The following is a 21,168-nucleotide window of genomic DNA, read 5'->3' as shown; positions in this document are numbered from 1 at the left end:
CGCTTGGCTCGGAGCTTTTTTATCCTTCCAGCCCGGACAGGGCCACCCACTTGCCCTTCCGCCAGCGCAAGGCGCACAGCACGCCCCGCAGGACGAGATCCATGGACATGGCGAACCACACCCCCGCCAGGCCCCACGAAAAGCGGAGCACCAGCAGACAGGCCAGGGGCACCCGGATAAACCACATTCCCGCCAGGCCCACCATCATGGGGAAGCGCACATCGTCCGCCCCCCGCAGGGCGCTTGTGAGGATGATGGACAGGGCGAAGAAGGGCTCGGCAAAGGCCACCACCCGCAGGGCCAGGGCGGCCTCCGCCACCACTTGGGCGTCGGAGTTGAACAGGGAGGCCAGAGGCGTCGCGAAGAGGAAGAGGGCGGTGCCGGTGACCAGACACAGAAAGGAGCCCAGAATAGCCGTCAGGTCTCCGTAGGCCTTGGCGTCCTCCCTGCTCCCCGCCCCCACCGCCTGTCCCACCAGCGCGATGGCGGCGTAGCCGATGCCGTAGGCGGGCAGATAACACAGCCCCTCGGCGGTGGTGGCGATGTTGTTGGCCGCCAGGGCAGCGGTGGTGAGGGCGTGTCCCACCAGTCCTGTCATGGCGATCTGCCCCAGGTTCACCACCGCCCGCTCCAGGGCGGAGGGGAAGCCCAGGTGGACAGCCCGGAAGATGATCATCCTATCCGGCTGCAGTCCCTCCCGGAGGGAGGTGGTATACTGTCCCTGACGGAAGGCGGCGATGGCCGCGGGCACGCCGGCGCAGACAATGGACGCGGCGGTGGCCACCGCCGCTCCCTCCACACCCCAGCCCGCGCCAGGGATGGTCAGGCCGTTCCACTCCCGGGTGGGATAGATAAGAAAGAAGTTCAGCACCATATTGGCCAGGTTGGCGGCGGTATTGAACAAAAGCGGTGTCTTGGTGTTGCCCATACACCGCAGCACCGCCGCGAAGACAATCAGCAGGGCGTTGAAGGGCATGGCGGCGCAGTAGATGCGGATGTAGTGGACGGCGTGGGGGAGCACCTCCGGCTTGGCCCCCAGCCACCGGGGAAGATAGCCCCCCAGCACTTCATAGAGCCCGCAGGCCGCAAGGCCGCAGATCAGCGCCGCCAGAAAGGCCTGCCGGATGACCTTCCGCACCCGCTGGGGGGCGTTTGCCCCCACAGCGTTGGAGACCTGGACCGAGTAACCCACGCCCACTCCGGCCAGAATACCGTTGAGCAGCCAGATGGGCGGGCCGTTCACCGACACGGCGGCGGAACCCACCGCGCCCAGCACCCCTACCATGGCGGCGTCCACATAGCTCACCATGGTGCCCAGCACCTGCTCGATGATGGCCGGCCAGGACAGACGCCACAGGATACGCAGCCGCTCCTGTTGTCCTGTCAGCACAGACATGGTATCACACTCCTGTCAAGTCGAAATGGGGAACATACTCCCCTGTGGCCGAGTCGGCGTCCTGGGTGAAGCCGGGCAGCGCCAGCGCCGCCATATATTCCTGGGCGGCTTGGATCTCGCTCCGGCGCAGCCGCCGGTCGATCTCCGGGTACTGACCCGCCCTTCCCAGGGGCACATACTGGCTCATGAGGGAAAAATATACCTCTCCCCGGGGGAAGGTCTCCCCCACCCAGTCCATCACCGCCCTGGCCTCCGGAAGGCCGCCGGGGAGGAGCAGGTGGCGGATGACGACCCCCCGCCGGATAAGCCCGTCGCCGTCAAAAACACAGGGGCCGGTCTGGCGAACCATCTCCCGGATGGCGGCGGCGGCCACCGCCGGGTAATCAGGGGCCGCGGAGTAACGCCGGGCCCGCTGGGGATCCAAATATTTCAGGTCGGGCAGGTAGACCTGCACCTTCCCCTCCAGCCTTTGCAGGGTCTCCACCTTCTCATAGCCGCCGCTGTTCCACACCACGGGCACGGGAAGGGGCTCCTCCAAAGCCTCCAGGATCACATGGGTAAAGTGGGTGGGGGTCACAAGGTCGATGTTGTGGGCCCCCTGGGCAACGAGCTCCCGGAAGATCTCCCGAAGCCGCTCCACCGTAACAGGCTTCCCATAGCCCGCCTGGCTGATGGCGCTGTTCTGACAGAACACGCACCGCAGGTTACAGCCGGAGAAAAACACCGTCCCCGCCCCCCGGGTGCCGGAAATGGGCGGCTCCTCCCAATGGTGGAGGGCCGCCCGGGCCACCACCGCCTGCCGGGGCATGGCGCACACGCCGCCCGGGGCGGTCTCTCCCCGCGCCGCGCCGCAATTTCTGGGACACTGACTGCAGACCACGCCTTCCCCCTCCCCTCTCTCCAGGCTCTGCGCGAAAAGACGCGCAATCGTCAAAAAAAGCGCCGCGTTCGCGGCGCTTTTTTCTGCGCGTTGTTGGGTATTTGCTCAGTCCTCAAAGTTGCCGGAGATCAGCTCCACGAGGGCCTCGACGGCCTCCTTCTCGTCGGCGCCGTCGGCGATCAGGTTGATGGCGGTACCCTTGACGATACCAAGGGACAAAACGCCCAACAGGCTCTTGGCGTTCACCCGGCGCTCATCCTTCTCCACCCAGATAGAGCACTTGAATTCGTTGGCCTTCTGGATAAAGAAAGTGGCCGGACGGGCGTGAAGACCCACCTGATTGTTTACGGTAGCTTCCTTCATATACATAGCGATTTCCCCCCAAGCACACTTGTACTGTGGTAATAGAATAGCAAATTTATCCCCTGCCGTCAACGGCAAAATACACAAATAAAAGCCACCGGCTTATGCAAAACCCCACAGGGCGATGCAACGGGGACACGGTTTCTCACTTCAGCTCCGCGACGGTCACGCCGTCCTCCCCTTCTCCATAGCGGCCGGGACGGAAGGACTTGACATAGCGGCTGCGCTTGAGATGCTCCCGCACCGCCGCGCGCACCGCGCCGGTGCCCTTGCCGTGGATGATGCGCACCTCCTGGAGCTTGCCCATGACGGCCTGATCCAGGAACCGGTCCAGCTCTACCACCGCCTCGTCCCCCGTCATGCCCCGGAGATCCACCTCCGGGGAGGCCCCCAGGGAGCGCAGCTGGTGGGTGGCCCGGGAGACGATGCGCTTTACCGACTGCTCGGTCTCCCCCTGGGTCACCCGCACCTCGGCCTGGCTGGCGGTGAGCTTCAAAATGCCCGCCTGGAGCTGCAGGGTGCCATCCTTCTTCACATCCAGCACCACGGCCTTGGTGCCCGGCATCTTCACCAGCTCCACCGTGTCCCCCTTCACCGCGGGGCGGGTGGGGGGCGGCGGAGGCGTCTCCGGCCGCTGGCCCAGGGCGTCCTCGGCGGCGTTGAGCCGGCGGCGCAGGCCGGTGCGGGCCTCGTTGACCCGCTGGGCGTCCAGCTCCTGTTTGCTCTTTTTCCGCATGTCGTCCAGTTCCTGGAAGGTCTCGTCGGCGGCCCGGCGCGCCTCCTCCAGAATGATCCGGGCCTCGGCCTGGGCCCGCTCCACCGCCTTGGAGCGCTGCTTTTCCAGGTCGTCCCGGTACTGGGTGGCCTTCTGCTTTGCCTCCTCGGTCTCCCGGCGGAGCAGCCGGGCGGCCTCCTTCTCCTTCTCCATCTCCTGCCGCTGGCGATCCAGCTGGGTGAGCACATCCTCGAACCGGATGTTCTCGGCGTTCACCCGCCCCGCCGCCGCGTCGATGACATGCTCGGGGAGCCCTAACCGCCGGGAGATGGCAAAGGCGTTGGACTTGCCGGGGATGCCGATAAGCAGCTTGTAGGTGGGGGCCAGGGTCTCTACGTTAAACTCGCAGGAGGCGTTCTCCACCCCGGGGGTGGTCATGGCGTAGACCTTCAGCTCGGCGTAGTGGGTGGTGGCGGCCACCAGGCAGCCCAGAGAGCGGGCCTCCTCGATGACGGCCGCCGCCAGGGCGGCCCCCTCCACCGGGTCGGTGCCCGCCCCCAGCTCGTCAAAGAGGATGAGGGTGTCCTCGTCCGCCTCGGCGAGCATCCCCACAATGTTGGTCATGTGGGAGGAGAAGGTGGACAGGCTCTGGGCGATGGACTGCTCGTCTCCGATATCGGAGAGCACCCGGCGGAACACCCGCATATGGCTGTCCCCTCCGGCGGGGATGTGGAGGCCGCACTGGGCCATGAGCACCAGAAGGCCCAGGGTCTTCAGCGTCACCGTCTTGCCGCCGGTGTTGGGGCCGGTGACCACCAGGGTGTCGAAGTCCTCCCCCAGGCGCAGATCGTTGCGCACCGCCGTGTCCCGATCCAGCAGGGGATGGCGGGCGCTTTCAAAGGAGACACCCCGCTCCACGATCCTGGGGGACATCCCCCGCATCCGCAGGGACAGCCCCGCCTTGGCGAAGACCACATCCAGCAGGATGATAAGGTCGTAGTCCTGGGCGATGTCCTCCCTGTGGGCGGCGCACTCCGCCGAGAGCTGGGCCAGGATACGCTCGATCTCCTTCTCCTCCTTGGCCTCCAGCTCCCGCAGCTCATTGTTGGCCTTCACCACCCCCATAGGCTCGATGAAGAAGGTGCCGCCGCTGGCGGAGAGGTCGTGAACCAGGCCGGGCACGTCGTTTTTGTGCTCGGACTTGACCGGCACCACATACCGCCCGTTGCGCTGGGTGATGATGTTCTCCTGCAGGTATTTGGACTGGTTGGAGGAGATGAGCTTCTGCAAAATGTCCCGCACCTTCCCCGCCGCCGCCCGCTTCTTCCGGCGGATGTCGGCAAGCTCCGGACTGGCGGCGTCGGCGATCTCCTCCTCGGAGAGGATGGAGCCGGAGATCTGCTCCTCCAGAAAGCGGTTGGCTGTCAGGCCCTTGAAAAGCGGATCAATGGGAGTCTTCTCCCCCCCGGCGGCATACTCGATGCACCCTCTGGCGCACCGGAGCACCGCCGCGATCCCCAGCAGCTCCCGGGTGTTCAGCGCGCCCCCCATATCCGCCCGCTGGAGACAGGCGCGCACCGGCTTCACCCCGCCGAAATAGGGGGCGCCCCGGAGGGCGACCAGATCCACCGCGGCGGAGGTCTCATGGAGGGCACGCTGTACGTCGTCGGCGTCGATAAAGGGCCGCAGCGCCAGGCACCGCTCCTTTCCCTCCTCGGTCACCGCCTCGTTTGCCAGCAGCTCCAGGATCTTGGGCAGCTCCAGGGTAAGCATGGATTTTTCAAATAATTCGTCTTTCATAGCATACCTCAATTCCCGTGCCGGGGCGGGCGCAAATGCGTCCGCCCTGTTCATCTCAAAAACAGTCCGCCGACCTGATAGATCAGGACGCTCATACCATAGGCCACCGCCACCTGGAAGCACACGGAAAAGGCAGTCCACTTCCAATTGCCCGACTCCCGGCGGATGACTCCGATGGTGGCCGCGCAGGGGACATAGAGCAGGCAGAAGACCATCATGCAGTAAGCGTTGAGCGGCCCGAAGCCCAGGGCGGACAGTCCCGCGTGGACGGCCGCCATCCCGGCGGCGGAGTTGACGTTGCTCACCCGGAACAGGATGGCGGTGGAGGAGACCACCACCTCCTTGGCGGATACGCCGGCGATCAGCGCCACCACCACGGGCCAGAACCCCAGTCCCGCCGGGGCCATCACCGGAGCCAGCGCCCGGCCAATGAGGCTGGCAAAGCTGTCGTCCATGGCGGCGGTATAGCCGGCGGGGCCGAAGTTGAGCACGAACCACAAGATCACCGAGGCGGCGAAGATGATGGTGCCCGCCTTGGTGAGGTAATCCTTCACCTTCTCCCACACGTAGACCGCCACTGTCCGCCCAGAGGGCATCTTGTACTCGGGCAGCTCGATAAGCAGGTCGTTGCGCGCCCGGCCGGTGCGCCGCTCGGCGGTGTGGATGACGAGAGCCACCAACAGCGCCACCAAGATACCGATGAGATACATGGAGTAGGCCGCCAGCATGGCATACCGCTCAAAAAAGAGCTGGGAGAAGAGGATGTAGATGGGGAGCCTTGCCGAGCAGGACATGAAGGGGGTCACCAGCATGACCTTAAACCGGTCCCGGCGGCTCTCCAGCGCCCGGGAGGCCATGATGGCGGGCACCGAACAGCCGAAGCCCAGCACCATGGGAAGGAAGGCCCGGCCGGACAGGCCCATCTTTCCCATAATGCCGTCCATAATATAGGCCACCCGGGCCATATAGCCCGTATCCTCCAAAAAGGCCAGGGCCAAAAAGAGAATGAAGATATTGGGCAGAAGGGTCAGGATGCTCCCCACCCCGGCGATGATGCCGTCGGTGATAAGGGCCACCAGCAGCTCCCCCACCCCCCAGCGGGAGAGGGTCTCCCCCACGAGGGTGGAAAACCAGCCGATCCCCAGCTCGAAGTACGCCGCCAGAAAGTCCCCCAGGGTGAAGGTGAGGAAAAACACCACCGCCATGATGCCCAGGAAGATGGGAAGGCCCCAGATGGGATGGGTCAGCACCCGGTCGGCCTTCTCGGTGCTGGCCGCCTTCTCCTCCCGGTGGACCAGCACCTCCGCCATGATCTCTTCGATGAAATCGTATTTCTGGTTGATGATCTCGGTCTCGCAGCTCTCCTCCAAAAGGTCGGGCAGGTCCACGGAATATTCCTGCCGCAGCTCCCTGTCCCCCTCCAGCATCTTGATGGCGTACCACCGGGCGGGCGTCAGCTCCGGCCGCTTCCGCTTGAGGGCGGTCTCCACGGCGTCGATGCGGAACTCCATCAGCTCGTCGTAGACCATGGCGTACTTCTCGTGCTTGGGACTCTGGGCGGTTTGGCCGTGGCCGTGCCACGCATGCTCGTGGATGATGGGGTCGTGATGGCCCGCACCGGCGTGGTGGGCGGCGGCGTGCATGAGCACCTCAAGGCCCGTCCGCTTCCGGCCGGAGACGGGGATCACCGGTGTGCCCAGCATCTCGGGCAGGCGGTGCAGGTCGATCTCCATGCCCCGCTTCTCCACAATGTCCATCATATTGAGGGCCACCACCACCGGCTTGCCCAGCTCCAAAAGCTGGAGGGTGAGGTACAGGTTTCGCTCCAGGGCCGAGGCGTCCACCACGTCGATGATCACATCCACCTCATCGGAGAGGATGAACCCCCGTGAGACCTGCTCCTCCATGGTGTAGGAGGTCAGGGAGTAGGTGCCCGGCAGATCTACCAGGCGAATGTTCAGCCCGTGATCCTTCATGACTCCCTCCACCCGCTCCACAGTGACGCCCGGCCAGTTGGCCACCTTCAGGTTGGCCCCGGTATAGGCGTTGAAGAGGGTGGTCTTGCCGCAGTTGGGGTTGCCGATAAAGGCCACGGTCAATTCCTTTGCCATGTCAAGCCACCTCGATCTTTCCCGTGATGCCCCGGCCTATGGCGAACCGGGTACCCCGCACCTTGAGAATGAGGGTGCCCTTATCCTTGCTGCCCAGCACACACACCCGGGTGCCCAGGGTCATCCCCAGGGCCTCCAGGCGGTGCTCCACCTGCTCGGGCAGGTTCATTTTTTCCACGGTGTAGCTCTCTCCTGCCGCTCCTTTATCCAAGGTCATGGGTATCTCCTCCTCAGACCTGCAGTGATTTATAAAAATCCAGCGTGCGGAACCCCCGCTCCAGCTGGGTCAGCAGAAAGCTCTCCGCCGCCCCGGTGAAGCGGCCCATGCTCTCCCCCTCCAGCCGGAAGGAGAAAAGCCGCTTGGCCTCGCCATAGGCCACATGCCGCATGGCGGCCAAAGAGGGGCCGTCCAGGGGCATGGAGATGCCCACATCCCCCAGCTCCTCCCGGCACCGGGCGCAGTGGAGCACCCCCTCGGACAGGTTCAGCCGGGGCTGGGTGGGCTCCACGCCGCACACGGCGCAGGCATCCAGCAGCGGCTCATACCCCGCCAGACAGCACAGCTTGATCTCGAAGGCGGCCTTGATCTGCTCCAGGGGAAGGCGCAGCTTGTCCATGGCGTAGAGGGAGTTGAGCGTCAAGGACAAAAGTCCCGGCGTCTCCACGCCCTCTTCGGCCACCGCCTCCGCCACCTCGGCAAAATAGGAGCCCAGCGCCAGCTTGTCCAAGTCCTCCCGCACCCCCCGAAACTCATGGAGGGTGGCGGCCTCCTTCAGGCTCCAGCGATCCTGATAGTCAAACCAGGTCATTTCGGAATAGACCAAAAGCTGGGACGGGGCCGCCAGAGGACTGTTCTTCCTCCGGCAGCCCTGGGCCTTCACGGTGCGCTTGCCCTGACCCTCCGCCAGGACGGTAAGGATCTTGTCGCTCTCTTTGTAGTTGACCTCCCGGAGCACCAGGCCCCGCGTCACCAAATGCGCCATATGTATCGGGCGTCAGGCGCTTTTGGCCTGACGCTCCTCCTCCTTCAGCCGGCAGTAGACAGTATACGCCTCGGGAAGTCCCGTGGCAATGAAGATGTTCCATGCGGTCTCGGCAGTCATGGACAAGCCCTCCTTTTTTCTCTGGAGTTAGCTTGCCTGACACGCCGAAAAACATGTCAGGGAAATTTTGCGCTTCTCAGTCTTCCCGGTAACCGAAATTGTGGATGAGATTGACGTTATCTCTCCAATTTTCCTTCACCTTTACCCAGGTCTGCAGGTAAATTTTCCCGCCCATAAATTTTTCCATATCCTCCCGGGCCAGGGTGGAGATCTTTTTGAGCATGGCGCCCTTTTTGCCGATGATGATGCCCTTATGGCTGTCCTTCTCGCAGTAGATCGTGGCGTCGCACTCAATGACCTCGTCCTCCCGCTCAGAAAACTTGGTCAGCTCCACCGCGGTGCCGTGGGGCACCTCCTTATCCAGGCACAGGAGAAGCTTCTCCCGCAAAATCTCAGCGCAGACCTGCCGCTCGGGCTGGTCGGTGACCATCCCCTCGGGGAAGAGCCAAGGCCCGGCCGGAAGGTAGTCCTCCAGCAGGGAGAGAAGGTCGCTCACCCCTTCCCCCTCCTTGGCGGAGATGGGCACCACGGCGGCGAAGCTGTGGTTTTCCGTATAGGCGGCGATGACGGAGAGAAGCTCTTCCTTCTTCACCGTGTCGATCTTGTTGATGACCAGCACCGTGGAGATCTTCGCGCTCTCCAGCCGCTCTATCAGCTCCTCCTCCGGCCCGCCTACGTTGGGGATAGGCTCCACCAGCAGCAGGGCGGCGTCCACGTCGCTGACGCTCTGGCGCACCACCCCCACCATATAGTCTCCCAGCCGGGTGCGGGCCTTGTGGAGGCCGGGGGTGTCCATGAACACGAACTGGCTCTCCCCCCGGTTGACCACGGCGCAGATGCGGTTGCGGGTGGTCTGGGGCTTGTTGGAAACGATGGCGATCTTCTCCCCCACCAGGGTGTTGGTGAGGGTGGACTTGCCCACATTGGGCCGGCCCACCACGGCGATCATGCCGGCCTTGGTCTTTTGTGCCTTCATTCAGGTGATCCTCTCTTTCAGAGCAATTTCTCCAGGGGCTTTTTCACCCCTTTCACGATCCAGCCGCCCACCCATTCCAGAACCTGGGCCACCACCGCCGAGCAGAGGTAGACCGCCAGGGTCATCACCGGGAAGAAGGGCATCCGGGCCATGAAATCGGGGACTTTCTCCCACAGGACGGGGTAAAAGGCGTTGTCGAAGCACCAGGACACCAGGTAGATGTTCAGCGACAGCTCCGAGCCTTTGGCAATGCACCACTTCACACCTCCGGGAAGTCCGTCCAACCTGATCTGCCGGAGCACGAGGAACAGCAGGCAGGCCGAGCACACCACCGTGGGCCCCGCCCAGTCGGTGGCCTCCGTCCAGACGAACATCTGGTTCCGGCTGGTGACATAGACCAGTGCCCCGCCGGCGGCGACGGCGGCCAGGAAGCCCAGAAGCCCCTTGCCCCAGGAGATGCGGGTATCATAGGTACGGAACCAGGCCCCCAGGAAGTAGTAGGCCAGGGGATAGATCCCCTTCCACCAGTCGGGCAGGATGCTGTACCTGACATTCACCAGCACCGGAAGGCTGGCCAAAACCAGCAGGGTGACAATGAGGGCCTTGCGGGCCCCCTTGCTCTCCGCCCCTCTCCAGAGCATGTTGAGGAAGGGGATGAGCAGGAACAGGCCCAGATACATCTCAATGTACCATCCGGTGGCAATGCCGGAGTAGTCCAGCACCATGCGCCCGGCGTGGAGCAGGCTCATCTCCTCCCCCAGCCGCCACCAGCGGTAGAAGACGCTCACGCCGCTGCACAGCAGATAGGCCACCACCACCCGGAGCACCCCCAGGTAGTAGCCCTTGGACAGCTTCTTCTCACAGCACAAATAGCCGCTGAGAAGGAGGAACAGGGGCACGCAGTTCATAAAGGCCATGCGCACACAGCCCAGCAGATACATCCGTCCCCCCGCCATGGTCTGGTAGTAGAACTCGCTCATCATCATAAAGTGGACGGCGATGACCAAAAAGGCGGCCAGGCCCCGGATGAAGTCCAGGTTCAGATCCCTCTGCTTTTCCGGCAGGCGTTTTTCTTCCATATCTCTCTATCCTCTCGTAATGCCCAGCTGGGCCAGGATGGCCTCTTCCCGCGTGCGCATCTGGGCCTTCATGGGCCCTTCGTCCATGTGGTCATAGCCCAGCAGGTGGAGCACGGAATGTACCGCCAGATAGGCCGCCTCCCGCTTGGGGCCGTGGCCGTATTCCTCTCCCTGGCTCTTCACCCTGTCAAGGTTCAGAACCATATCCCCCAGGGGAACCAGACCCGTGCCGGGATCGGCGTCGGCCGGCGAGGGCTTGTCCCCCGGGGCCAGCTCCAGCATGGGGAAGCTGAGCACATCGGTGGGGGCGTCCACCCCGCGCTGGGCCAGGTTGATGGCGTGGATGCCGGCGCCGTCGGTGAGGAGCACGTCCACCTCACAGGGCATGTCCACCCCTTCCGCCGCCAGGGCGGCGGGGATGACCTGCCGGAGCAGGGCCTCTATTTCGGTGGTCTCCTCCTCCAGTTCGGAGGAGAGGAGGACTCTGTGGCCTGCCCCCCGGTTGACCTCCCAGTTATCGGTGCGACCCGCCAGATAGTCCATGGACACACCGAACAGGTCGGCGATCTGCACCAGATTGGCAAAGTTGGGGGTGTTCCCGTCGGCCTCCAAACGCTGATAATTCCGATAGGCGATAGACAGCTTTTCCGCAGTTTGCGGCTGTGTCCATCCCCTTTCTTTTCGAAGCGCCCGCAGTCTCTCATTAAAAATCATTTTTTCTTTCCTCCCCCCGTTGACACGTATCCTGTTATCGTGTATAATGAACACGATAATAATATCGTGTCAGGAGTTTTCTCTATGAAAGAACTGATCCCCGATGTGGTAGATGAGCTGTATCAGTATTTCGTCACCCCGCCCAACCCGGCCTTCTGGCCGGAGCACATCGTCCACGACCCCGTCCAGGCCCACGGCTTGTATTCCTTCTACCAGGGTCTTCAGCTGGGGCTGAAGCTGGCCGAAGCCTGCCGGGATTAACGCCTGTCCCGCTTCCGCCGCTCCTCGTCCTGCTCGTAGGCCTTGATGATCCGCTGGACGATGACATGACGCACCACGTCGGCCCCGGTGAGGGTGCAGATGGCGATGTCCTCCACGCCCTTTAAGACCCGCATGGCCTCCTTCAGGCCGCTGACCTGATCTCCCGGCAGGTCGATCTGGGTCACGTCGCCGGTGATGACGATCTTGGAGCCGAAGCCCATTCTCGTCAGGAACATCTTCATCTGCTCCCGGGAGGTGTTCTGGGCCTCGTCCAGGATGATAAAGCTGTCGTCCAGGGTGCGGCCGCGCATATAGGCCAGAGGGGCCACCTCGATGTTGCCCCGCTCCACGTATTTCTGGTAAGTCTCCGCCCCCAGCATTTCAAACAGGGCGTCATAGAGGGGCCGCAGGTAGGGATCCACCTTGCTCTGGAGGTCGCCGGGCAGGAAGCCCAGCCGCTCCCCCGCCTCCACGGCGGGGCGGGTGAGGATGATGCGGTTGACCTCCCCTGCCCGGAAGGCGGCCACGGCGGCGGCCACCGCCAGATAGGTCTTGCCCGTGCCGGCAGGGCCGATGCCCAGGGTCACCAGGTTTTTGCGGATGGCCTCCACATACCGCTTTTGGCCCAAGGTCTTGGACTTGATGGGCTTTCCCTTGGCGGTGACGCACAGCACGTCGTTGGAGAGCTCGCCGATCTTGTCGGCGTGGCCCGCCTTTACCAGATTGAGGATATAGCGCACGTTCTGCTCGGTGATGGTCTCCCCCCGGCCGATGACCTTCAGAAGGCCTTCCACCGCCTGAACGGCGTGGAGCACGGCCTCGCCATCCTCACCGGAGATCTTCAGCTCTCCGGCCCGGTTCACCACCGAGACCCCCAGCTCCTTTTCGATCAGCTTTACATTCTCGTCCAGAGAGCCGAAGAGGTTCACCGCCTCCTCCAGCCGCTCTATGGAAATCGTCTGTTCCGTCAATGTCTGGTCTCTCCTTTGTAAATCCTTGTCACGAGGCGGGAACGAAGCGTCCCAGCTCCTCTTCACATTCGGCGGTGAGGGTGACCTTCAAAAGCCCGTCCTCCTCCACGGCGGAGAAGCTGTGGCTCACCTCCCGGCCCGTGTCGCCCAGCAGCTGATCCAGCCGCGTCAGCAGCTGCTGCTCCAGCATGGCCTGGGCGGCGGCGGGGTCGATGGACGCCTCCGCCGTCTCGTAGCTCCGCCAGGTCTCTCTGCCCAAAACCAGGGGCAGGGCGCCGCCGGGGAGCTTCACTTCCCATGTCCTGCTTATTCTATCATATCTTTCAAAGGGAATTCCACTATTTTGGTAAAAATTGACCCTTTGACCCAAAATTGTGATCCACCACCCCTTTTTTTCGTCGCCGGCGGCGGCCTTCACCTCCGCCGTCAGCGGAATGGCGGCGGTGAGGGTGCGCCAGGTGCGCCCTTCCACCCGTCCCATGGCCCGGACGCTCATCCACAACGGCTCCCGCTCGCTGTACTGGGGGGGATCCATCCGCACCGAGCCCCGGATAAGCACCTCTCCGGCAAGAACGGTGTCCCCCACCTCCACCGCCGGATCTCCCGACCACGCCTCCACCCGGGTGACGATGCCCGCCGCCTCGGAGACGATGTCCCCCAGGACGGTCTCGTCCAGCAGCTCCGGCTTGGGGATCTTCTCCCGCACCACCACCTGGGCCCGGATACCGTGGAGATTCACCGCCATCCAGGACAGGTCGTCCAGCTGCAGCAGGGCCTCGTTGGAGATGTCCTTGACGTTGAGGCTGGGGCCGTAGACCCCGGGATGGAGCCCCAGCCGCCGCAGCTCGGTAAGGATGACGGCGGTGGGCACCTGCTCGTTGCCCTCCACATCCACCACCATGACAAACCGCCCCAGAAAGCACACCGCCAGCAGGGCCAGAGCCAGCCCCGCCAGCAGGGCGTACCGCTTTTTGAACCGCAGCAGGAAGGGGGGCATTCCCTTTCTCCCCGCCTCGGCCACAGTGCAGCCCGTCCGCTCTCCCAATTCCTCCAGGCCCTCCCTGTCCTGCCAGGCCACCGTCAGGCGGAGGGTGTGGCTGTCCGGCCAGTCCACCGCCCAAAAGGCTGTTCCCTGCTGGGCGCACAGGTTCAAAAACCGCTCCGGAAAGGCCCCGGTCACCTCCAGGCGCACGCTGCCCCGGAGCAGATTTATCACACTTCGTACCGCCATGCCCTCACCTCACTCCAATTCTACCGCCAAAATCGTTCCGGTGATGAGCAGTTCCCCGGCATTCATGGCTTTCAGCTCCAGCTGTGTCCCCTTCACCCGGATGAGGAGCTTCCCGCCGCTGACCAGGATCTCCTCCCGGCCATAGGCCAGGATGCCCCGGTGATTCTCCATACGCAGCTCCCCCTGGCCGATCAGCTCCACCTTGGGAAGCCCCACCACCTGGCCGGGCACCTCCAGCAGCTGGGCGGTCTTTTCCAGAAAGCCCTCCTTTTTTCGGTTCCTGTCCATAAAAAACGCCCTCCCGTCCCCGCATTTATATGCGGAGCGGAAGGGCGGTATGAACCCCCGGACACAGCGCGAACGGCGCCGGAAGACGGCCTCATTTTTCTCTCAGCAGCTGCGCCAGCTTCTCCCTGGTGTTGTCCTCCGGCCGCTCCAGCACATGGAGCGCCAGCTTTTTCTGGGCGGCGCTGATCTCCGGCCCTCGGAGTCCCAGGGTCATCAGATCCCGGGGGGTGAGGGCCAGAGCGGGGATGAGGCCGGCCTCCGGGTGCTCCACCGCCCGGCGGAGCTTCCGCTCCACAGGAAGGGCGGTGATGGGAAAGCCGGTGCAGGCGCAGAACCCCCGCCAGCGCGCCGCCTGTGTGGCGGGCAGGGCCGCCAGGCAGGCCCAGTCCACCTCCTCGGGGAAGGGGTAGAGGTGATCCAAAAGCCCCAGCTCTGCCAGCTGCCCCACCATCTCCGGCGACGGAGAGAGAAGGATCTTCTCCATCTCCGCCCGGATCCGCTCCCGGGAGACCCTGGCCGCCCGATAGGCGTTTCGGACTATGGCGGCGCGGGTCTCCTCCTCGATGGAAAAGCCCAGCTGGGCGGCGAAGCGCACGGCCCGGAGCATCCGCAGGGCGTCCTCGGAAAACCGTTTATCCGGATCGCCCACGCAGCGGATGACCTTCTTTTGCAGATCCTCCCGGCCGCCGAAGGGATCGATGACCGTCCCGTCGGCGGACAGGGCCATGGCGTTGACGGTGAAGTCCCGCCGGGACAGATCCTCCGTGAGGCCCACATCAAAGCTGACCCCATCAGGGTGGCGGGCGTCGGCATAGCCCCCCTCCCGGCGGAAGGTGGTGATCTCAATGGGGCCGTCGGCGGTGGGAACGGTGACGGTGCCGTGTTTGAGCCCGGTGGGGGCGGCGTCTGGAAAGAGGGCCATCACCTCTTCCGGCCGGGCGGCGGTGCAAACGTCCACATCTCCCGGCGCCCGGCCCAGCAGCAAGTCCCGGACGCAGCCCCCCACGGGGTAGCTCTCCTTCCCCGCCAATTTCAGCCGCTCCAGGCACGCCTGTGCCCCGGCAGCGAGCGTTCTCCAGTCCATTTCCACCCCTCCTTCCGGTATAACTGCCCCGGCTTTTGTATAGAATTACCTTGCCAATTTCCGGCATATGAACTATAATAGCCGCAAAGAACCATAACTTACATTAAAAGGTTGTGTCGCTATGACAACTGCTGATATTGTCTCCTATCTCGCCCCCGGACGCCGCGCCCACCTGGTGGGCATCGGCGGGGTGTCCATGGCCCCCCTGGCTGAGGTTCTCCACGGCCAGGGCATGACCATCACCGGCTCCGACGCCCGGGAGAGCGCCACTGTGGAGCACCTGCGCTCCCTGGGTATTCCCGTCTTTATCGGCCACAGCGCCGAAAATCTCGGGGAGGCAGAGCTGGTCATCCGCACCGCCGCCGCCCACGACGACAATCCGGAGATCTCCGGGGCCCGGGCCCGGGGCATCCCTGTTTTTGAGCGGGCCCAGGCCTGGGGCGCCATTATGAAGGGCTACAAGAACGCCCTGTGCGTCTCCGGCACCCACGGCAAGACCACCACCACCAGCATGTGCACCCACATCATCATGGCCGCGGGACTGGATCCCACGGTGATGATCGGCGGCACCCTGCCCCTGCTGGGGGCGGGCCACCGGGTGGGGCACGGCGATACCATTGTACTGGAAAGCTGCGAATACTGCAACTCTTTCCTCTCCTTTTTCCCCACCATCGCCGTGATCCTGAATGTGGACGCCGACCATCTGGACTTCTTCAAGGATCTGGAGGACGTGGAGCACTCCTTCCGGGCCTTTGCCGACCTGGTGCCGGAGAAGACCGGCCTTATCGTGGCCAACCGGGACGACGGGAACACCATGACCACCCTCAAAGGGGAAAAGCGGCCCATCCTCACCTTCGGCCTTGCCGAGGGGGACGTTCACGCCCAGGGCCTCACCTACGACCACGGCCTGCCCGTGTTCGACATCGTCTTCCGGGGCGAGCGCTTCGCCCACGTAAAGCTCCAGATCCCCGGCGAGCACAACGTGCGCAACGCCCTGGCCGCCGCCGCCGCCTGCATCTCTCTGGGGGTGCCCCACGAGGCGGTGGAGAAGGGTCTGGCCGCTTTCCGGGGGGCGGGCCGCCGGTTTGAGAAGAAGGGAACGTACAACGGCGCGGCGGTCTACGACGACTACGCCCACCACCCCAGCGAGGTCAAGGCCCTGCTGGACACCGCCATGAATCTGGGCTACCAGCGGGTCATCTGCGCCTTCCAGCCCCACACCTATTCCCGCACCCACGCTCTCTTCCAGGAATTTGTGGAGGTGCTCTCCCTGCCCGATGTAACTCTGCTGGCGGAGATCTTCGCCGCCCGGGAGGACAACGATCTGGGCATCTCCTCCAAGGATCTCTGCGAGAAGATCCCGGGCAGCGAGTACTTCCCCACCCTGAAGGCCCTCACCGCCCGGCTCCGGGAGCTGGCCCGGCCCGGCGACCTGATCCTCACCGTGGGCGCCGGGGACATCTACACCGCCGGCGAAGCCCTGCTCAAGGACTGACGCCGCTTCAACGCCCCCCCGGAGAGCGGCGGTTCCACGCGCCCTCATCTTCCCGTCATTTTTACAAAAAAACGCCCAGTTCACGCGAACTGGGCGTTTTTCCTGTTTTTCTCCCTTACCCGTTGAGCTGCTTGCGGCGGGAGAGATTGATGGTGCCGTCCTGCATGCTGTCCAGGCTCTCCAGGCTCTTGCCGGTGCCATAGGCCACGCAGGAGATGGCGTCGTCAGCCACGTGGGTCTCGATGCCGGTATGGGACTCGATGAGTTTGTCAAAGCCCTGCACCAGGGAGCCGCCGCCGGTCATGACGATGCCGTTGTTGGAGATGTCCGCCACCAGCTCGGGGGGCGTGCGCTCCAGCACGCCGTGGATGGCCTCCAGGATGCGGGTGGAGGGCTCCTCAAAGGCCTCGATCATCTCGCTGGAGGTGACGGTAAAGACCTGGGGCAGGCCGGTCATCAGGCTGCGGGCCTTCAGGCTCATGCTCTTCTCCTCCTCCGGGGGGAAGACGCAGCCGATCTGCATCTTCAGCTCCTCGGCGGTACGCTCGCCGATGAGCACATTGTGCCGCCGGCGGATATATTTGATGATGGCCTCGTCGAACTTATCGCCGGCGATCTTGATGGAGGCGGACTCCACCACGCCGCCCAGGGAGATGACGGCGATGTCGGCGGTGCCGCCGCCGATGTCCACCACCATGTGGCCGTCGGGCTTGGTGATGTCGATGCCCGCGCCGATGGCGGCGGCCACGGGCTCCTCGATGAGATAGGCCCTCCGGGCGCCCGCCTGGATGCCCGCATCCACCACGGCCCGCTCCTCTACCTCGGTGATGCCCGAGGGCACGCAGATCAGAAGGCGGGGCTTAAAAAGCGTGAAGGAGGTGACCTTGCGGACAAACTCCTTGAGCATCCGCTCGGTCATGTCGTAGTCGGAGATAACGCCCTCCCGCAGGGGACGGATGGCCACGATGTTGCCGGGGGTACGGCCCAGCATAGCCTGAGCCTCGGCGCCCACCTTCAGCAGCTTGCCGGTGTTCTTATCCATCGCAACCACAGAGGGCTCCCGCAGGACGACGCCCTTACCCTTGACATAGACCAGGATGGAGGCGGTACCCAGGTCGATCCCGATATCTTTACTGAACATACATGCACCTCATATATCTTTCCGCAGGGCGATCTCGTCCGCCCTGCTTTTTTGCCGCAATAGAAATAATATAGTATTATATCGGGTTTTCATCCGCATTTCAACGGGAAAGGCAAAATTTTCACTAAATTGTCACCACTTCTCACCTGGCCCGGGCCAGGGTGGCGCAGAGGATCCTCTCCGCCCCCGCCAGGCGCAAGGTCTTGGCGCACTCGGAGAGAGTAGCCCCTGTGGTGACCACATCGTCAACAAGGAGGATGGTCTTCCCCCGAACCCCCTCCGGATCGCAGGCGGAATAAGCCCCCAGCAGATTGCTCCGGCGCGTCCCCTCCTCCTCCAGTCCGGACTGGGCGGGGCGCTCGGCCTTGTTCAGGGTGCGCGCCACCGGCAGGGCCAGCTGCTTCCCCACCATTTCGGCCAGGAGCTGCGCCTGGTCGTAGCCCCGCTTCCGCAGCCGCTTGGGGGACAGGGACGGCCAGGAAACCAGGTCGGCGGTGAGGCCGTGGTCTTGGACGCACTGGGCAATGAGCCTTCCGAAGGTCTCGCCCCGAATCCTTTTGCCCCGGAACTTGAAGGCATGGACGCCCTCCCGCACCAGGCCCTCGTATCGCAGGGGCGCTACGCAGCCCCCGGTGAGCTCCACCGCCTTCTCCCCCGCCGCGCCGGCGAGCCAGGGCAGGGAGCGCTGACAGTCCGGACACAGCAAAAGCCCCTCCTCCAGCAGATGGCCGCAGAAGGGGCACTTGGGGGGAAAGAGGAGATCAAGAAAAACGTCATAAAAGGGCACTTTTCAGCTCCTCCTCCGAGATGGAGCCGTGCTCCTTCTCAAACTCCCGGATACACGTTTGGATCAGATAGACGATCTGCCCGCTCATGGAGCGGCCCTCATAAGAGGAAATATAGCGGAGCTTGTCATGGATCTCGCAGCCCATGCGAAACCCCAAATGGCGGTCTGTGTGCATACTGTCACCTCGTTTATCAGAATATGTCGACCTGGATAGGCAGGCATCATTCAAAAAGGAAACAGCTCTCAAGCCGTCGCGGAAGCCGCCATCTTTTTTTCGTCTAAGATCATGGACACATAGAGTCCAGCTACGATGACCGCCCCCACCAGGGAGGCAAATCTACCCATCACACCGCACAGCAGGCTGCTGGCGGCGGAGCCCAGAACGAAGGTGACGATGAAGCTGCCGTACTTGAGAAAGCGCATCCAGGAAGACGCGCTTTTATCCTGCAAAGCGCTGAAAAAGAACTGACCCACAGAGCGCAGGTTGCCCGTACAAATGGTGGTGTTGTGGACGCCGAACTCACATTTGCGGAACAGGCACAGCTGATAGGCAGTAATAAAACAGCCGAAGCAGTTAATGGTCTGGTCAGGCACCCAGTCTGGGACAAAGGCCACGCCACACAGCAGCAAAAACTCCAGAAGTAGGCCAATGCTCCGCCAGTCCCGATCCTTGACCACGGTACGAACTATTTCACTGACGATAACGCCCAGAACGAAGGCGATGGGGAACATAAGGGTCTGGAAAAGAGAATTCCAGTTCCCCTGGGCCAGGGCAATGCCCACCTTGGCCATGTTGGTGGTGTGGCCGTTGGGAAAAAATCCGTTACGAACGGTGTAGATATAGGTATCCAGAAATCCGCCCATGAAGGTGACCACTGTCAAAAACAGCATGCTCTCTGCTAGGGGGATCCGCTTGGTTTCCATAGATGCTTCCTCCCGTCTCTCCTAGGCCCTCTATAAAAGGGTGGCCGCACGCCCGGAGGTGTGCGGCCACTTTAGGGTTAATGAAAAGTATAGCACAAATACAAAGAGTTTGCAAGTGGCCGCCATTACCAGGCAGCAATGGTGCCGTCGGCCCGGGGCTCTGTGCCGCCGATGAGAGTGCCATCGTCCATACGCCAGATGATCTCGCCCCGGCCCATACCGATGTTAGTGTTGACGATCTCGATCTGGTGACCCATCTGCGCCAGACGCTGGGCGATGCTGGGATTGACCTCCCGCTCCAGCTGCACCTTCTTCTCCCCCACCCACTGGAACCGGGGAGCGTCCAGAGCCTCCTGGGGGTTCATGTGGAAGTCGATGGTGTTCACCACCACCTGCACGTGGCCCTGAGGCTGCATGAAACCACCCATAACGCCGAAGGGGCCGATAGGCTTGCCGTCCTTGGCCAGGAAACCGGGTATGATGGTGTGGTAAGCCTTCTTGCCACCCTCCAAATAATTGTCGCTGGTCGGATCCATGGAGAAATTGGCCCCCCGATCCTGGAGGGTGATGCCGGTGCCGGGCACTAGGATGCCGGAACCAAAGCGGTTGTAGTTGGACTGAATGAAGGAGACCATGTTACCCTCGCCGTCAGCCGTGCAGAAGTAGACGGTGCCGCCGCAGGAGGGATCACCAGCCTCGGGATAGAGGGCCTCGGTGTCGGAGATGAGGGCCCGGCGCACATCCGCATAGCGGTCGGAAAGCATATCCGCCACCTTGGTCTTCATGTACCGGGGATCGGCCACGAACTTCTTGGTGTCCACGAAGGCCAGCTTGGTGGTCTCGATCATCTTGTGGTAGGCCCCGGCGGTCTCCCGGTCGGCGCCCAAATCCATCTTCTCCAGCATCTTCAGAGCCATAAGGGCGGTGATGCCGTGACCATTGGGGGGCATCTCCAGCACATCGTAGCCCTTGTAGTTGACGGAGATGGGATCCACCCACTGGGCCTTGTAGCTGGTGAAATCGCTCTCCTCGAAAAAGCCGCCAGTCTCCTTGGAGAAGGCCACGATCTTTTTCATGATATCCCCCTGGTAGTAGCTGTCGCAGTCGCTGGCAGCCAAGGACTCCAGGGTATCGGCAAAGTCAGGATTATAGAAGGTCTCACCAGGTTCGAACATCTTGCCGTTCTTGGTGAAATGCTCCATCCAGGGGCCAAAGAGCTTGGGATCGTGCTTGGCGGCATTGCCGATACGGGTGACCTCCGCCTTCCACTGGTACCAGACATTGACGGGGATGCAGGCGCCCTGGCGGGCATACTCGATGGCGGGCGCCAGCAGCTCGGTCATGGGCTTGGTGCCGAAGCGGCGGCGCAGCTCAGCCCAGGCGCTGGGGGCGCCAGGCACCATGACGGACAGCCAGCCCTCCATGGGCACAGCGGTATACCCGGCCTTTTTCACCTCCTCAGCAGACAGGGCCTTGGGGGAATAGCCGGAGCCGTCCAAGCCAAAGAGCTTCTTGTCCTTAGCGCTCCACACCAGAGCAAAGCAATCGGAGCCCAGGCCGTTGCCGGTGGGCTCCACCAGGGGAAGCACAGCCGCCATGGCGATGGCGGCGTCCATAGCGTTGCCGCCCGCCTTCATCACATCGATGCCCACCTGGGACGCAACGGGAGAAGTAGAGGCGGTCATACCCTTCTTGGCATAGACCACATTGCGGTGAGAGGCATAGGAGTACTTAAGAGGACTAAATTCAGGCATGAAAAACTTCCTTTCTTTGATAGAGAAAAAGAAAGCCGGTTCTCCGGCTCCCCGGAGAACCGGCTTTCTTACAGGTCGGTTTATCAGGAATGTAC

General features: G+C 63.1%; 21 protein-coding genes. 2 read left to right on the top strand and 19 right to left on the bottom strand.

Annotated elements, in window-relative coordinates:
* Nucleotides 1–19: 19 nt before the first annotated feature.
* The 10 genes from NFR87_RS05385 to ybeY form a co-directional block, all read right to left on the bottom strand.
* Nucleotides 20–1,396, bottom strand: a complete 1,377-nt coding sequence (locus NFR87_RS05385) for an MATE family efflux transporter (RefSeq protein ID WP_251447431.1) — start codon at nucleotides 1,394–1,396, stop codon at nucleotides 20–22.
* Nucleotides 1,397–1,400: 4 nt separating this feature from the next.
* Nucleotides 1,401–2,276, bottom strand: a complete 876-nt coding sequence (locus NFR87_RS05380) for a radical SAM protein (RefSeq protein WP_251447429.1) — start codon at nucleotides 2,274–2,276, stop codon at nucleotides 1,401–1,403.
* 105 nt (nucleotides 2,277–2,381) lie between these two features.
* Nucleotides 2,382–2,645 (bottom strand): HPr family phosphocarrier protein, encoded by a 264-nt coding sequence (locus NFR87_RS05375; protein ID WP_251447427.1) that lies wholly within the window; start codon nucleotides 2,643–2,645, stop codon nucleotides 2,382–2,384.
* A 139-nt stretch (nucleotides 2,646–2,784) separates the two neighbouring features.
* Entirely contained in the window at nucleotides 2,785–5,154 is a 2,370-nt protein-coding gene (locus NFR87_RS05370) for an endonuclease MutS2 (RefSeq protein WP_251447425.1), read from the bottom strand.
* A gap of 50 nt (nucleotides 5,155–5,204) precedes the next feature.
* Complete coding sequence (feoB, locus tag NFR87_RS05365; protein ID WP_251447423.1) at nucleotides 5,205–7,265, bottom strand: ferrous iron transport protein B; 2,061 nt, start codon at nucleotides 7,263–7,265, stop codon at nucleotides 5,205–5,207.
* Between the two features lies 1 nt (nucleotide 7,266).
* A complete protein-coding gene (locus NFR87_RS05360; protein ID WP_251447421.1) occupies nucleotides 7,267–7,482 on the bottom strand; it encodes a FeoA family protein in 216 nt (71 codons plus the stop codon).
* 13 nt (nucleotides 7,483–7,495) lie between these two features.
* Nucleotides 7,496–8,248, bottom strand: coding sequence for a DNA repair protein RecO (recO, locus tag NFR87_RS05355; protein WP_251447419.1), 753 nt, complete (start codon nucleotides 8,246–8,248; stop codon nucleotides 7,496–7,498).
* Between the two features lie 196 nt (nucleotides 8,249–8,444).
* Complete coding sequence (era, locus tag NFR87_RS05350) at nucleotides 8,445–9,344, bottom strand: GTPase Era (RefSeq protein WP_251447416.1); 900 nt, start codon at nucleotides 9,342–9,344, stop codon at nucleotides 8,445–8,447.
* A 17-nt stretch (nucleotides 9,345–9,361) separates the two neighbouring features.
* A complete protein-coding gene (locus NFR87_RS05345) occupies nucleotides 9,362–10,423 on the bottom strand; it encodes an acyltransferase (RefSeq protein ID WP_251447413.1) in 1,062 nt (353 codons plus the stop codon).
* Between the two features lie 6 nt (nucleotides 10,424–10,429).
* Nucleotides 10,430–11,137, bottom strand: a complete 708-nt coding sequence (gene ybeY / locus NFR87_RS05340) for an rRNA maturation RNase YbeY (RefSeq protein WP_251447410.1) — start codon at nucleotides 11,135–11,137, stop codon at nucleotides 10,430–10,432.
* 84 nt (nucleotides 11,138–11,221) lie between these two features.
* Between ybeY and NFR87_RS05335 the strand changes: the two genes are divergently transcribed.
* Nucleotides 11,222–11,398, top strand: coding sequence for a hypothetical protein (locus NFR87_RS05335; protein ID WP_251447407.1), 177 nt, complete (start codon nucleotides 11,222–11,224; stop codon nucleotides 11,396–11,398).
* On the opposite strand, the gene NFR87_RS05330 is transcribed toward NFR87_RS05335, so the two are convergent.
* The 4 genes from NFR87_RS05330 to NFR87_RS05315 all read right to left on the bottom strand — a co-directional run bounded on the left by NFR87_RS05330 (nucleotide 11,395) and on the right by NFR87_RS05315 (nucleotide 14,972).
* Nucleotides 11,395–12,369 carry a PhoH family protein gene (locus NFR87_RS05330; protein WP_251447403.1) on the bottom strand — a complete coding sequence of 325 codons (975 nt, stop codon included), beginning with the start codon at nucleotides 12,367–12,369 and terminating at the stop codon, nucleotides 11,395–11,397. The two genes, NFR87_RS05335 and NFR87_RS05330, sit on opposite strands and share 4 nt — an antisense overlap.
* 28 nt (nucleotides 12,370–12,397) lie before the next feature.
* Nucleotides 12,398–13,600, bottom strand: coding sequence for a sporulation protein YqfD (locus tag NFR87_RS05325; RefSeq protein ID WP_251447400.1), 1,203 nt, complete (start codon nucleotides 13,598–13,600; stop codon nucleotides 12,398–12,400).
* A gap of 9 nt (nucleotides 13,601–13,609) precedes the next feature.
* Nucleotides 13,610–13,888: a YabP/YqfC family sporulation protein gene (locus NFR87_RS05320; protein WP_251447397.1), complete on the bottom strand. Its 279-nt coding sequence runs from the start codon at nucleotides 13,886–13,888 to the stop codon at nucleotides 13,610–13,612.
* Between the two features lie 91 nt (nucleotides 13,889–13,979).
* Complete coding sequence (locus tag NFR87_RS05315) at nucleotides 13,980–14,972, bottom strand: CCA tRNA nucleotidyltransferase (RefSeq protein WP_251447395.1); 993 nt, start codon at nucleotides 14,970–14,972, stop codon at nucleotides 13,980–13,982.
* Between the two features lie 121 nt (nucleotides 14,973–15,093).
* Here NFR87_RS05315 and murC point away from each other — a divergent pair, with 121 nt between their 5' ends.
* Complete coding sequence (gene murC, locus NFR87_RS05310; RefSeq protein ID WP_251447392.1) at nucleotides 15,094–16,467, top strand: UDP-N-acetylmuramate--L-alanine ligase; 1,374 nt, start codon at nucleotides 15,094–15,096, stop codon at nucleotides 16,465–16,467.
* A 115-nt stretch (nucleotides 16,468–16,582) separates the two neighbouring features.
* Here murC and mreB read toward each other — a convergent pair whose 3' ends face one another.
* The 5 genes from mreB to NFR87_RS05285 form a co-directional block, all read right to left on the bottom strand.
* On the bottom strand, nucleotides 16,583–17,608 hold the full coding sequence (mreB, locus tag NFR87_RS05305; RefSeq protein WP_251447389.1) for a rod shape-determining protein: 1,026 nt from the start codon (nucleotides 17,606–17,608) through the stop codon (nucleotides 16,583–16,585).
* Nucleotides 17,609–17,750: 142 nt separating this feature from the next.
* Complete coding sequence (locus NFR87_RS05300) at nucleotides 17,751–18,395, bottom strand: ComF family protein (protein WP_251447386.1); 645 nt, start codon at nucleotides 18,393–18,395, stop codon at nucleotides 17,751–17,753.
* On the bottom strand, nucleotides 18,382–18,570 hold the full coding sequence (locus NFR87_RS05295) for a hypothetical protein (RefSeq protein WP_251447383.1): 189 nt from the start codon (nucleotides 18,568–18,570) through the stop codon (nucleotides 18,382–18,384). Before NFR87_RS05295 ends, NFR87_RS05300 begins: the two co-directional genes overlap by 14 nt.
* Before the next feature lie 68 nt (nucleotides 18,571–18,638).
* Nucleotides 18,639–19,319 carry a YoaK family protein gene (locus tag NFR87_RS05290; protein WP_251447380.1) on the bottom strand — a complete coding sequence of 227 codons (681 nt, stop codon included), beginning with the start codon at nucleotides 19,317–19,319 and terminating at the stop codon, nucleotides 18,639–18,641.
* A gap of 125 nt (nucleotides 19,320–19,444) precedes the next feature.
* Nucleotides 19,445–21,073, bottom strand: coding sequence for a gamma-glutamyltransferase family protein (locus tag NFR87_RS05285; RefSeq protein ID WP_251447377.1), 1,629 nt, complete (start codon nucleotides 21,071–21,073; stop codon nucleotides 19,445–19,447).
* Between the last annotated feature and the right edge of the window lie 95 nt (nucleotides 21,074–21,168).

The sequence above is a fragment of the Vermiculatibacterium agrestimuris genome (genome assembly GCF_943193085.1).
Taxonomy (GTDB): Bacteria; Bacillota; Clostridia; order Oscillospirales; family Oscillospiraceae; genus Vermiculatibacterium; species Vermiculatibacterium agrestimuris.
Note: the sequence above shows the minus strand (reverse complement) of the source record. Positions and strands in the feature narration are given on the sequence as shown.